The sequence below is a fragment of the Solibacillus sp. FSL W8-0474 genome, assembly GCF_038004065.1.
Classification (GTDB): Bacteria; Bacillota; Bacilli; order Bacillales_A; family Planococcaceae; genus Solibacillus; species Solibacillus faecavium.
In genome coordinates this window covers 3,286,116-3,299,501 of the sequence record NZ_JBBOQJ010000001.1, presented here as the reverse complement: position 1 = coordinate 3,299,501, position 13,386 = coordinate 3,286,116, and the positions used below count along the sequence as shown (strand labels likewise).

The following is a 13,386-nucleotide window of genomic DNA, read 5'->3' as shown; positions in this document are numbered from 1 at the left end:
TATAAGAAAAAGACATACAATCTCATTTTGTATTTAAAAATGACCCTTATTGGATATTTAGCTATTTTTGGAGTCAATTATTTGTCTTCTGATACCACAGCCTATTACAGCAGTCAGTCTGTTATTACCGAGACGATTACTGCTGATATATGGGAAGTGCCAGTGGCTCCAGCCTGTGGGGAGGAAGACTTGGATGAGAAGGTGCCGGGTGAGGAATCCGAGCCTACAAACACAGAACAAACAACAAACACAGAACAAACAACAAACACAGAACAAACAACAAACCCTGAAGAAGCAGCAACTACTTCCCAGGAAGAAACAGCAACGGTTGCTATAACAAGTTCAGAGAATGAAATGGACTGTGTAATTGTGGTGGGTGCTCCTGGACCTGGAGCTATAGATGCAGGTAATTCAAGTGATTTTGCATGTAAGAAAACAGATGTACCAGTATTGGAAGTTCCTGTATCGGAAGTATCCGTTTCAGAGCCCGTAACAGCAGTGGTCCCTGTATCGAATGACAAAGTCGATTGTAAAAAAGAAGATAAAGATGAAGCTGAAAAGAAAGATGAAGAAAAAGATAAAGATAAAGCACCAGAAGATGTAGAAGCACCAGCTAGTGACAAAGAAGCTGACAAGAAAGATCCGGAGAAGGATGAAAAAGAAGCTGAAAAAGACAAAGCAGCAGAAGATGTAGAAGCTCCAACCAATGACAAAGAAAAAGCTTCAGAAGAGGCGGAAGCTCCAGCTAGTGACAAAGAAAAGGCAGAAGTCCCAAGCCAAAAGGAATTAACTCCTGTGGAAAAAGAAGCGGAGAAAGATTCCGGAACTAAAGAAGGTTCAGGTGAGAGCAAAGGAAGCGAGGGACAGAAATCGAACGATGAAAGTCCAACTCAGCCGGTTAGCAACCCTGAAACTACTAACAAAGCCAGCGAGGGTTCGCCAGTAGCGCAGCCATAAAACTCGTGAAGACTAAAAATACTAATAACAAAAAATCATGCAAAGGGTGGTTCGAATGAGACGTATAAGAAATAAAGCAAAGAACAGCAAAGTAATGAAATGGATCAACAATATTGTTACAGGTATTTTAATGACGCTTCTCATTAGCGTCGCTTTCATCGTAGTTATTTCAAAAGCATCGGGCGGAGAGCCTCAATTTTTTGGGTATCAATTAAAGACTGTTCTTTCGGGATCGATGGAACCAGACATCCAAACAGGTTCTATTATCGCTGTCAAACTTGCTGAGGATAAAACGAGCTATAAGGCAGGGGATGTCATCACATTCCAGGAAGCAGAAGACTTTTTAGTAACTCACCGCATTACGGAAGTTGTTAAAAGTGGAGATTCTGTACTTTACCGGACAAAAGGTGATAACAACAATGCAGAAGATATGAATCCAGTAATGGCTGAAAATGTGGTAGCACAGTACACAGGCTTCACATTGCCATACGTTGGGTATTTTAATAACTTTGCTTCTTCAAAAAATGGCGCACTTTTATTGATTATTCCAGGCATCCTTTTACTTTTATACTCAGCATTTACACTTTGGAAAGCACTAGCTTTAATCGAAATACCTCTTAGAAAACAAGATGAAGTCGTTGCAGAAGATAATGCGAAAAGTACATCTTGAATCGATTGCAAGGATATGGAGGATTATATGAAAAAACTGTTTCAAATGATACCGCTGCTTTTGCTGCTAGGCAGTATGTCGTTATTTCCCGTAAGCAGTGCGTTTGCAGATGATGAAAACACTACGGAAAACAATGAAATAAACATCAGCCTTTCACCAACAGAAACCTTATTTGATATTACGAATATGAAGCCTGGTGACTGGGCTCCTAGAACAATTACAGTCAAAAACATTGGAAGTAAAGACTTTGAATACCTCATGCAGTTACAAAATAGTGGAGATGAAAAGCTGTTTAACGAGCTGCTACTGGAAATAAAAGCTGGGGACGAGGAATTGTTTCAAGACAAATTGGCTGCCTTTAAATCTTTGCCAATAAGAAAACTGGCAACCGGCAATGAGGAGAATTTGGATGTAACAATTCGTTTTCCAGAGCATCTTGGCAATGAATTCCAAGGGCTTCATGCCACATTCGATTTCGTTTTTACAGCAGAAGGAAATGACAGTGAGGCAGAGACTGTGACTGTTCAAGAAGTGATGGTCGGAAAGATTGATAGCTCAGGAAGCCCCATGTCAGGTGGTCCACGTTTACCTGACAGCACAACAAATTTAGTTAATTTCATGTTAATTGGTGGTGCTCTTGGAGTAGGCGGGATTGTCTTAATCGTCTTCCTTTATTACAGAAAGCTAAGATTTGCTCAATAATCTTATACGGATTTTACTACACGCCTAACCAAGCATTTACTGCTAGGTTAGGCTTTTTCTTTTAGTACGGGGGAAAACACAGTATAATAGAAGAAATGGAAAGTTATTCATCAAATTTCGATTCGTAGGTGTGTGCGGGTCGTATTTTTCATATCATGAATAAGACAGGAGCGACTAGCATGAAAACAGCTTTGTCTTCACCGTTCTTTTTTGAGTCAGGGAAAAGAGCGGTATTACTATTACATGGATTTACAGGAAGTTCAGCGGATGTGAGGATGCTTGGTCGCTTTTTGGAAAAGCAGGGCTATACATCGCTGGCACCGCATTATAAAGGGCATGGTGTACCACCGGAAGAATTAATCGTCTCCAATCCCGATGAATGGTGGGAAGACGTAAAAAGTGGGTATACTACATTAAAGGAAGCAGGCTATGAGGAAATCGCCGTTGCAGGACTATCGCTCGGTGGCGTATTTTCATTAAAGCTTGCGACAAGTCATCCAGTGAAAGGTGTAGTCACAATGTGCTCACCGATGACGATGCGCACGACAGACATTATGTTTGAAGGCGTACTTGAATATGCAAAACAATACAAAAAAAATCAAGGTAAAAGTGAACAGGAAATTGAATTAGAGATTGAAGCAATTAAAGAGCAGGGCATGCCTTCATTGCCTGACCTGCAGCAGCTTATTTACGATGTACGACAAACGATTGACCATTTGTATGCGCCGATTTTAGTCATTCAATCGACGAACGACAAAGTCATCAACCCCGATTCCGCCAATATCATCTTTGATACCGTCGAATCCATCGACAAGAAACTCAGCTGGTATGAAGAATCAGGACACGTCATTACACTCGATAAAGAAAAAGACAAGCTTCATGAAGAAGTTCTCACGTTTTTAAATTCGTTAGATTGGACAGTCTAATGATGTGAAATAATTTTGTTCAATTTATTTATAAAGGGAAATTTTTTTAACTGTACAGCAGTTGATTGGAGTGGAGGGGCGACTCCTGGGGGATTAGCGTGACGCCTGAGACTACAGGCTCAGGCCACGCCCCCGGAAAGCGTCCCCGCAACGGAAATCAACGGTTATAAGGGAATAACCTTTTAAACATATTATAGGTAAACTTGAACTTTATTTTCTGTTCAAAGGAGGGAAATAATACATGACACAACAAAATGAATTACAACAGCGCGTCCTCGATATGATGAAGGACGATGGCTACAAACCAATGACCGTTTCGGAAATTGAAGATACGCTTGAATTGGTAGAAGCGGATGATTTCCGTGAATTAGTGAAAACACTCGTAAAAATGGAAGCACAAGGACAAATCGTTCGCTCCCGTTCGAATCGTTACGGTTTACCGGAGCGCATGAACTTACTGCGCGGCCGATTTATCGGGAATGCAAAGGGCTTTGGCTTCGTTGCACCGGAAGAACAGGGTATGGACGATATTTTCATCCCGGCACATGAAGTAAACGGGGCGCTAAACGAGGATACTGTATTAGTCCGTGTATTAAAGGAACAATCAGGTGACCGCCGTGAAGGTACGGTAGTTAAAATCGTTGAACGCAGCAAAACATCATTTGTCGGTACGTACCAGGCAAATCGTGGCTTTGGCTTTGTTATCACAGATGATAAAAAGCTGAATATGGATATTTTCATCGCGAAGGAAGATTCATTAGGCGCGGTTGATGGACATAAAGTAGTCGTAGAAGTGACGCATTGGCCAGATGCAGCGAAATCAGCGACAGGGATGGTAACGAAAATTTTAGGACATAAAAATGATCCAGGTGTGGACATTTTATCGATCCTTTATAAATATGATATTCCGCCAGAATTCCCGCAAGAGGTTGTCCAGGCGGCAATCGATGTACCGGAGGAAATTACGGAGCAGGATTTAGTCGGTCGTCGTGACCTACGTAATGAAGTCATCGTAACAATTGACGGTGCAGACGCAAAAGACTTGGATGATGCCGTAACAGTTGTCAAAAATGGCGATGGTACGTATAAATTAGGTGTTCATATTGCCGATGTTAGTTACTATGTGACACAGGGCTCGGTACTGGATGAGGAAGCTTATGAACGTGCGACTTCTGTTTATTTAACAGACCGCGTTATTCCGATGATTCCACACCGTTTGTCAAATGGGATTTGTTCATTGAATCCACAGGTGGACCGTTTAACATTATCTTGTGAAATGACGATTGATGGAGCAGGTCATGTTGTGAAGCATGAGATTTTCCAAAGTGTCATTAACACGACGGAGCGTATGACGTATTCGGACGTTTATAATATTTTAGAAAATCCGGATGAAAACCCGGAGCTAATGGAGCGCTATGAAAAATTAGTGCCGATGTTTAAAGATATGGCGGACTTAGCGCAAATCCTACGCAACAAACGTATGGGGCGCGGTGCGATTGACTTTGACTTTAAAGAATCAAAAGTATTAGTTAATGAAGACGGTTGGCCGACTGACATCGTATTACGCGAACGTACAGTAGCAGAGCGTCTAATCGAAGAATTCATGCTTGCGGCGAACGAAACGATTGCTGAGCATTTCCACTGGATGGAGCTGCCATTCATTTACCGTATTCACGAAGATCCGAAGCCAGAAAAATTACAACGTTTCTTTGAATTTGTTACAAATTTTGGTATTATGATAAAAGGTACTGGAAACTCGGTACATCCGAAAGCATTACAGGAAGTCATTAAATCGATTGAAGGCTTACCAGAAGAACCGGTTATTTCAACGATGTTATTACGCTCGATGCAGCAGGCGAAGTATTATGCGGAGTCTTTAGGTCACTTCGGCTTATCGACAGAGTTTTATACGCATTTCACATCACCAATCCGTCGTTATCCGGATTTAATCGTCCATCGTTTAATTCGTACGTATTTAGTAAATGGTGATACGTCGAAGGAAACAGTTGTACAGTGGAGTGCTGTAATGGATGAAATTGCGGAACATACGTCAAGCCGTGAACGTCGTGCAGTAGAGGCAGAGCGTGATACTGATGCATTGAAAAAAGCACAGTTCATGTCTGACAAAATTGGTGAAGAGTTCGAAGGGATTGTATCATCGATTACGAACTTCGGTGTTTTCGTGGAGCTTGAAAATACAGTAGAAGGACTTGTGCATATTTCGAATATGACCGACGATTATTACCGATTTGATGACCGTCAATTGTCAATGATCGGTGAGCGTACGGGTCGCCAATTCCGTATCGGGGATGAAGTGAAGATCCGTGTAGCGAATGTCGTGATTGAGGAATCATCAGTTGACTTTGAAATTGTCGATATGATCAGCAGTCCTCGTCCAGCACGTCGCTCAACATCAAAAGTCATTCATGCAGGCCGCAGAGAAGGGCGCAAAAAAGATGATGAGCGTACAGGCGAAAAACGCGACCGCAAAGCACGTGGCGGAAGCAAGGCACGTCCTGAGAAAGCAAAACGTTCAGGCTCGTCTGACCGTGATCCACGTGGACGCCGAAAAGAAGGCAAAGCGGGCGATAAGCCGAAGTTTTACGAAGGCATCGCTAAAGGAAAAAAGAAAAAGAGTAAAAAGAAATAATAAGGTGTGAAGCTATGGTGCAATTTTCGGCATCATAGCTACCTCCCTTATGTTGATAATAGAGGTGTTTAACGATGGCAAAAGGCGCAGGAAAAGTGTTAGCTCAAAACAAAAAGGCGAGCCATGATTACTTCATAGAAGAAACGATTGAAGCAGGGATGGTACTGACAGGTACAGAGATTAAATCTGTACGAGGTGCCCGCGTCCAGCTGAAGGAAGCGTATATTAGTGTGATGGGCGGCGAAGCATGGGTTAAAAATATGCATATTTCTCCGTTCGATCAAGGTAACCGCTTCAATCATGACCCACTACGCGAACGCAAGCTGCTCTTACATAAAAAGCAAATTAGTGAGTTAGTCGGTGCAGTAAAACGTGACGGCTATACAATCGTGCCGCTTAAAATGTATATTAAGGACGGCTATGCGAAGCTGTTAATCGGTCTTGCAAAAGGTAAGAAGGATTACGATAAGCGTCATGATATGAAGAAAAAGGAAGCAAAACGCGATATGGAGCGTGCTTTCAAGGATCGCCAGCAGTAAGCAGAATTTTTTTTATTTTAGTAAGAATAACTACCTAATAAGTAAATTGAATAGGAGCAGCCCGGTTTTTACTGAGGCCGCTTGTATAAAACTTTTTAAAAGGTATGTTAAAGGTTTTAAAATCTTTTAACATATCTTTTTTTGTGTGAAAAAAGTGGTTTTGAATATTTTACTTGTGGGTAATAATTAAAAATGGACATTAAATTGACAATATTTTAGGTAGAACAGGTTGTAATTAGGAAAGGTACTAGGATAATAGGGGGATATAACAGGTGATAAGAATACGCAATGCAGAAATTATAGATAAAATTGTTTTGTTCGTTGAAAAACATTGTGAAAATCCTAAATGCATGGCAATGGTAGAAGAACTCGTTGCGATAAAATGTCCAGAATACGAGGAGGTTTTTGAAGAACAAGTAGGAATGCCTTTAAGTGAATATATTTCAGCAATTCGTTTATGTAGAGCAAAGAAATCGCTAGTGAATAATGGGGGCGGCCGTATAAAGTTGCAAAGCCAATTCAGTTGATTCGTTCGTGGAAAGAACAGGACAATCATAAATGTGCTTGATGGAAATGAAGCGATGACGGAATAGTAGCTTTACGGTGGAGAGCGAAGCAAATATTGGCAAGGTGTAATCGAAGCGGATTTACTTGCAAGCTCGCATGTTTTGTCATATAATTTAATGTACTAGCCAGTGTGTATCTACTCATACGGTACACGTTTTAATGAGCATCTAGCTCATGCCGAAACTTAACTCGGGTTTACTACTACTCGGGGACGTTACGGATTCGACAGGGGTGGTTCAAGCTCTGGTCGCGCGTCGGAGGTCTCGTCTTCGTCAACAACGGAAGTTATATAATAACTGGCAAACAACAAAACTTCGCTTTCGCAGCTTAATACTGCGTAGCACTCAGCCTGTCTATCGCCCATGTAGACTACGCTGGGTTCAACTTAAGTGGGATACGATCGTTGGCACCACCTGAGTCAACGGTAAGAGATTTCCAGGTTAGCGATTCGGACGCCTGTCTGTCGGCATAAGAATTCGCGAATTGCAAATAGACAAACTACACGCGTAGAAGCCGGCGTATTGGAGCTTCTGGACGTGGGTTCGACTCCCACCGTCTCCATACTGTGAAATGTACTGAATTTCACTGAGTGTCATGAACGTTGATATAAAAACGTTTATGGCACTTTTTTTATGTCTTTGAATTGTACTGAGTGGTATTGAATCCTTATTAAAAACCTTATTAACCTTTGTTAATCCTTTGTTAGTCCTTTGGCAATTGGATCATTTTCATTTAAGAAATTCGTGAATTTATCAATCGTTTCGGATTTTGCTTTTTTAGTTACGTGTGCATAGACATCTAAAGTAGTTTTGACATCACGATGCCCTAGACGAAATTGAACTTCTTTAATAGATGCACCAGCTTCAAATAGTAAGGAGCAGTGTGTATGCCGTAATCCATGAGCGGTAATGTGTTCAAGACTATGCTTTTCTAAAAAAGGGGTTAGCCATTGAACGGTTTTATTTGGATCTTGAATACCATTATAAACATTTGAGAAAACAAGCTGCTTTTTAGTATTTGTATTAATTCCATTTGCTTTGAAAAGTTTGGCTTGTTCTTCTTTCCACGCAGCTAAATACTGTAATGTCTTCCCATCAATTTTAATCGTTCGTGGATCCCCATTTTTAGTAGGGCCTAAATATAACCCATTCTTACCTCTCTTAACCGCTTTATTAATTCGAATTTCATTTTCTTCAAAATTAATATCGTTCCAGCGAAGTGCAAATGCTTCTCCTTTTCTCATTCCTGAAAAACTTAGCAAATAAAATACAGCAATTCGCTTTAAATTTTTATCAGCTTCTAAACAAGTAAGGAACTCAAGCAGTTGCTCTCGCGAATAAAAGTTTTCAAATTCCTCATCTTCGTCATCTAAATTAATTTTCTTTTTAATAACAGGCATTTCCACAAGCTCAAAAGGATTTTTATCAATGATGCTGTGTTTCATAGCGTATTTCATCACTAGCGAGGCATAGTTTTTAATCATGCGGAAACGTTCAAGTTTTTTAGCCCATTGATTTACATGCTTTTGGCAAATAGCTGTATCAATATTGACAATACGATAATCTCCAAACATAGGCAAAATATGATTCCTAAAAATACGTGTAGTTTTTAAAAATGTGCTGTCTTCTACTGTATTTTCATAGTGTTCCACCCATAAATTATACACTTCACGATAAGTGTCCTTAGCAACTTTACCAAAAGTGCCTTTTTTGATTTCTTGTTGTAACGTCAAATACGCTTCTTTCGCTTCTTTTTTTGTTTTAAATCCACTTCGGGTTGTTGTTTTTTCTTTGCCTGTTAAATGGTCAGTACCGATATAAATATGAAATTTGTATCGGACTTCACCATTTTGTAATTTGTAAGAATGAATTTTCATTGTACGATCCTCCAGTTTCGTGTGCTTACGGAGACTAAAGGATGTAGTAAGGTACTACAACTTTTATTGTATGTAATAAAATCCTTTTGAGCAAATAAGAAACAAAAAACGTAACAGAGCTGTTGGGCTCTATTACGTCTAATAATTATTATTCAACCAAGTATGGTGGCGTAAAGGCTGGCAAATCCTCGAGGGAAGTAAATTCTTTGGCGAGATATTTGTCATAACATAACATTAAAATTTGTTATTCTTTAACTTGTCGACAAAAATCTTCATGGAGAACTTTGTTGTAGACTTCAAAGGCAGAGATATGATTGTAAAAGTGCATTTCAACTTCGTTTGAAAAAAAAGCTGTCCATACGAAATGATTGTCATGATCAAAGTAAATGCTAGCAACATCATAATGATTGTTAAAGTTTTTTACAGCTTTTGTTAAGCCAAAGACTTTGAATTCATCGAAGTTTTGAACGGTGTATATTGATTACTAACAACAATCCAAGTTCCTTCAATTTTTACAGCGTTAATTGTATTGTTCATACACCATTTTCGTACTGTAAGTTCTGTGACGTTCCATTTTTTGAAGCTTCTTTTAATGACATTAAGTGATTCCTACATAATTTCCTCCAGTTTATTTGATATCAAAATCTTTATAATAGTTTAATAGACGTTGCAAAACTTCTTGTTTAATAATGTCTGTGGCATGGACGTAAACTTCTTCAGTTATAGAGTTCTTATGAAAATGTCCGACACGATCTTTTACACCAAATAAGTCTGCACCAGCTTCAATCAGATTAGTAATGTGAGTATGACGTAATCCGTGTACAGTAATAGATTTAGTGCGGGTTTCTTCAATAGCAGTTTTTAAATAATCATTTGGATAAGTGATTTTTAAATAATTGTTAACTGTATTATTAAAAATAAGCTGTTCAGAATCTACTTTACGAATTAAACCTAATTGTTTTAATTCGCTTGCTTGTAACTCTTTCCATTTCAATAAGATTTGTATTGTAGTTGGATCTAGCGGAATAGTACGTGGTTGCTTATTTTTAGTTAGTCCTACATTATTACCGTTGTTGTGTTTCGAATAAGAATAAGAAGCGTTAATGGACACTCGGTTTTCTAGAAAATTAATATTAGACCAATTCAATACCAATACTTCACCTTTCCGCATTCCTGAAAAAATTAATAGTCGTAATAAACAGTGAGCTTTAAAATTTAGATTAGGCAAAAATCGGATGATTTTTTTGATATCTTTTACACCTAAAAAATTGTCATGTTTGATGTATGGTGCCTCTTTTGGAATTTTAGCTCGGGCAAAAGGATTAGCATGGATATGTCCATGAGTGATTGCAGTTTCCATGACGTCAGAAGCATAGTTAACAATATGATGGAAATACTTTAATTTTTTCGAAAGACCAATTGCGAATTGCTCACACATTGCAACATTAATTTTTGCTAATTTCCTTTCCCCAAAGAACGGTAAGATATGATTTTCAAAATAACCTACTGTTTTTGAAAAAGTACTCATAACTACGCCAGACACCTGATATGATTCGATCCATTGCTCATAAACCTGGTTATATGTTTTTAGCATACTTGTTGGATTTAAACCATTGCTAAATTCAAACTTTAACTTTTCAATAGCTAGTTCAGCTTGTTTTACCGTCTTAAATTTACTGCGAGTCACAGTTTCTTCTTTTCCTGTTAGCGGGTTTACTCCAATGTAAATCGTGAAGCGGAATAATGTTGTCCCATTTTTTAATTGATAATGTTTAATTTGTGGATACTTCTTTGATGTGTTTTGCATATGAAATGCCCTCCTATAATTTTATTTATGGTGATGGAGAGGATTAGCTTTAAAATAAGAAATCCTCTCATTGATTTAAAAGCTATGTTGCTTCATGAATTCGTCTAGAGCGGATTTTGAAACACGTCGAATTCGTCCAATCTCAGTAATTTCTAGACCCATTGCACGAAAAGACATTAATGTCTTGTACGAGATGTTTAAATATCCGGCAGCTGTTTTTAAATCCATCCATTCTGTATCTGTTTCCGTATGCTTAGAATATTGCATTTGAAATTTCCTCCTTTCGAGCTTTGAAATACTATACTTGCGAAGTAACCATATTCTAAGAGGTGAATAGTAAAAAAATATAAAGGAGTCTATTGAACTATATTTAGCATTAAGTAATGTTGTTTAATGTTATTTAAATTACTGGGAATTCCGATTAATAAAAAATTATAAGAAGTGGGGTTAAAAAGAAAAAAATCGTCTGGTATAGTATTTCAAATATTTTTGAAAGAGGTTATATTGGATGAATCAACTTAATAATATTAATGAAGTTAATAACGAAGTAAAAGTAGTTGAAGCTGGGCCTGAAGCGTTAAAATTATATAATGAAATATTAGGATCTCTTTCAGATAGCGCTCAAGATGAATACATTAATTCAGTGCAAGATGAAAGTATAATGGGTGTAAATGAGCCATTTATCAGTCCGATTTCATATGATAATAATTGTATTAATTATACGGATTTTGTTAAATTTTATACTGTTAGAATTAGTAACTTCACTTTGAAGCCAGTGTATAAAGTCCGCTCTGATAATAACGAAATTTATTATTGTATGGAGTTGAAAAATAAAAAAGAGAGTATTCGCACTCTAATGAATGCTGAAATTTTAACAAGTAATAAAGCCTTCCGACAATTTGTTAGAAGTAAAGGTGATTTTGCTTGGTTAGGGAATCAATACAGATTAGATTATTTAAATGAATATCTAATTGAGATGTTTGATTGTAATGAAGTTGTAGAAATAAACTATATTGGGTATCAGCGATTCGATGATGGTAATACCTTGCAGAACGGTGAATTGTGGGTATTTCCGGATTTTGCTTTTTTTAATGGTGAAGTGATTTTTCCCAATGAAGATGGAATTTTCATCACAGAGAAAAAAAGCTATATGTTAAATAAATTTTTAAGTGATAATTTAGAAATTAAAGTACATTATGTTGATGAAGAATTTGAACCTGATTTAGTGAAGATTTTATTGAGGGACCTTTATAAACTTTATGGTAATCAATTGTTTTTAGGAATTGGTTATATGATAGCTACGATGCAAATTAGTTGTATTGAAAAGATAACAAATGAATTTCCGTTTTATAGCCCAAATGGAATCACCCACTCAGGTAAAACTGAATATTTAAATTTGATATCAAAATTTGCAGGGGTTGAAGTAAAATTCACTTCGCCTCCAGAAAAAATTGATGTTTTAAGAAAGCAAGTTTCGTTTTATTCCCACTTACCATATGGTTACGATGAAGCTCAGGATGATGGAAATACGAGTTTTTATAAGCGGCATGAGGCTGCGTTGAAAGCTTACTTTAATCGACAAAATCAATTTCGTGGTGATAAAGATATTTTGAAAGTATATAATTATCCAATAAGATGTAGCTTGATTTTTGCAGGAGAAATTGCGGTAAATAATAGTGCCTTATCCACTCGTTCAATCCTAGTAGATTCCGCATCTTTTATACATGACAAAGTGGCATTTAAAAATGTTCGGTCAAACAAAGAATTGATACTTGGTATGGGGCAATATATGATGAAAGAATCTGGGAAATGGCGAGATACCTATATTGAAGCATATCATGAATATGTTGATTTAATTGACCAATACATTACTGAAAAAGTGCTTTCGCGTGTGAGGAATAATTATGCAGTTTTACTTGCAGGAGCAAAAGTATTTCTGCAAAATATTGAGCAGCATTTTAAAATCAATTTAAATGTAGAACAAGTATTGGACGAACTAATAAATTTTAGTACGAAAGAAATGATCAAGGCATATGTTGTAGCTGATGAAAATAAAAACGTTGTGAACTATTTAACAAGTATTGCTTATTTAGCAGAAAAGAATTCTTTAGTTGAAGGAGTACATTATAAAGTCGATATAGATAAAAATAAGCGACCAAAGGTATTAAATTTGGCAATCGGTGACGCCTGGTCTGCTATAGTAGATTCGAGATTAGGAACAATTTACACATCAAAAAATCAAGTTACAAATGATGTAAAAACATTACCATACTTCATTAAAACGAATTTGAATGCTCAAAAGAAAATAGGTAACAAAAATTTGCGTGTATGGCGTTTTGATTTACAACATCCAGATATACCGGAATTCTTTCAACATTTTAGTATTTCTAATAATTATACTATCGAAATTATATAATTTTGTTAAAGGCAGCTATCTAAGCTGCCTTTTTAATTTGCATTAAAAAGTAATCGAATATATACAGTAGCAAAGTAACATATATATTTTGAAGAGGTAAATGTTTAAAATAAGTATATCTACTAGTACTTCAGAAATAAATTTTTTTTGAGATATTACTATGTTTCTTTTGTTACTTTGCTACTTTTATTTATAAAATTCTTAACAAGGCTTTAGAAAGTCATTTCCGGTAGCAAATAGAAATTGCACTTTGATAGTATGTTACGAGTAATAATA

Annotated in this window: 11 protein-coding genes and 1 other RNA gene; 9 read left to right on the top strand and 3 right to left on the bottom strand. The window is 37.2% G+C overall.

The window, feature by feature from the left end; genetic code table 11:
* The first annotated feature begins 81 nt into the window (after positions 1–81).
* The 8 genes from NYE67_RS16735 to ssrA all read left to right on the top strand — a co-directional run bounded on the left by NYE67_RS16735 (position 82) and on the right by ssrA (position 7,575).
* Positions 82–957, top strand: a complete 876-nt coding sequence (locus NYE67_RS16735) for a hypothetical protein (RefSeq protein ID WP_340730624.1) — start codon at positions 82–84, stop codon at positions 955–957.
* A gap of 55 nt (positions 958–1,012) precedes the next feature.
* The gene (gene sipW, locus NYE67_RS16730) at positions 1,013–1,627 is read left to right on the top strand and encodes a signal peptidase I SipW (RefSeq protein WP_340730623.1); all 615 of its coding nucleotides are present in this window, start codon (positions 1,013–1,015) and stop codon (positions 1,625–1,627) included.
* A 45-nt stretch (positions 1,628–1,672) separates the two neighbouring features.
* A complete protein-coding gene (locus NYE67_RS16725) occupies positions 1,673–2,329 on the top strand; it encodes a hypothetical protein (protein ID WP_340730622.1) in 657 nt (218 codons plus the stop codon).
* Between the two features lie 179 nt (positions 2,330–2,508).
* Positions 2,509–3,255 (top strand): alpha/beta hydrolase, encoded by a 747-nt coding sequence (locus NYE67_RS16720; RefSeq protein ID WP_340730621.1) that lies wholly within the window; start codon positions 2,509–2,511, stop codon positions 3,253–3,255.
* Positions 3,256–3,496: 241 nt separating this feature from the next.
* Entirely contained in the window at positions 3,497–5,905 is a 2,409-nt protein-coding gene (gene rnr / locus NYE67_RS16715; protein ID WP_340730620.1) for a ribonuclease R, read from the top strand.
* Between the two features lie 74 nt (positions 5,906–5,979).
* Positions 5,980–6,444 (top strand): SsrA-binding protein SmpB, encoded by a 465-nt coding sequence (smpB, locus tag NYE67_RS16710; RefSeq protein ID WP_336045717.1) that lies wholly within the window; start codon positions 5,980–5,982, stop codon positions 6,442–6,444.
* A gap of 272 nt (positions 6,445–6,716) precedes the next feature.
* Positions 6,717–6,971, top strand: coding sequence for a hypothetical protein (locus tag NYE67_RS16705; RefSeq protein ID WP_340730619.1), 255 nt, complete (start codon positions 6,717–6,719; stop codon positions 6,969–6,971).
* A gap of 247 nt (positions 6,972–7,218) precedes the next feature.
* Positions 7,219–7,575, top strand: a transfer-messenger RNA (tmRNA) gene (gene ssrA, locus NYE67_RS16700).
* A 127-nt stretch (positions 7,576–7,702) separates the two neighbouring features.
* Here the strand turns inward: ssrA and NYE67_RS16695 are convergent.
* The 3 genes from NYE67_RS16695 to NYE67_RS16685 form a co-directional block, all read right to left on the bottom strand.
* Entirely contained in the window at positions 7,703–8,887 is a 1,185-nt protein-coding gene (locus tag NYE67_RS16695) for a site-specific integrase (RefSeq protein WP_340730618.1), read from the bottom strand.
* A gap of 628 nt (positions 8,888–9,515) precedes the next feature.
* Positions 9,516–10,694, bottom strand: coding sequence for a tyrosine-type recombinase/integrase (locus tag NYE67_RS16690; protein ID WP_340730617.1), 1,179 nt, complete (start codon positions 10,692–10,694; stop codon positions 9,516–9,518).
* Between the two features lie 75 nt (positions 10,695–10,769).
* The gene (locus NYE67_RS16685; RefSeq protein WP_340730616.1) at positions 10,770–10,961 is read right to left on the bottom strand and encodes a helix-turn-helix domain-containing protein; all 192 of its coding nucleotides are present in this window, start codon (positions 10,959–10,961) and stop codon (positions 10,770–10,772) included.
* Between the two features lie 241 nt (positions 10,962–11,202).
* Between NYE67_RS16685 and NYE67_RS16680 the strand changes: the two genes are divergently transcribed.
* Positions 11,203–13,110, top strand: a complete 1,908-nt coding sequence (locus NYE67_RS16680; RefSeq protein ID WP_340730615.1) for a hypothetical protein — start codon at positions 11,203–11,205, stop codon at positions 13,108–13,110.
* The last annotated feature ends 276 nt before the right edge of the window (positions 13,111–13,386 follow it).

Coding starts and splice junctions, on each gene's coding strand:
- sipW (WP_340730623.1), top strand. CDS start 1,013: ATGAGACGTATAAGAAATAAAGCAAAGAACAGCAAAGTAATGAAATGG.
- NYE67_RS16725 (WP_340730622.1), top strand. CDS start 1,673: ATGATACCGCTGCTTTTGCTGCTAGGCAGTATGTCGTTATTTCCCGTA.
- NYE67_RS16720 (WP_340730621.1), top strand. CDS start 2,509: ATGAAAACAGCTTTGTCTTCACCGTTCTTTTTTGAGTCAGGGAAAAGA.
- rnr (WP_340730620.1), top strand. CDS start 3,497: ATGACACAACAAAATGAATTACAACAGCGCGTCCTCGATATGATGAAG.
- smpB (WP_336045717.1), top strand. CDS start 5,980: ATGGCAAAAGGCGCAGGAAAAGTGTTAGCTCAAAACAAAAAGGCGAGC.
- NYE67_RS16695 (WP_340730618.1), bottom strand. CDS start 8,887: ATGAAAATTCATTCTTACAAATTACAAAATGGTGAAGTCCGATACAAA.
- NYE67_RS16690 (WP_340730617.1), bottom strand. CDS start 10,694: ATGCAAAACACATCAAAGAAGTATCCACAAATTAAACATTATCAATTA.
- NYE67_RS16685 (WP_340730616.1), bottom strand. CDS start 10,961: ATGCAATATTCTAAGCATACGGAAACAGATACAGAATGGATGGATTTA.
- NYE67_RS16680 (WP_340730615.1), top strand. CDS start 11,203: ATGAATCAACTTAATAATATTAATGAAGTTAATAACGAAGTAAAAGTA.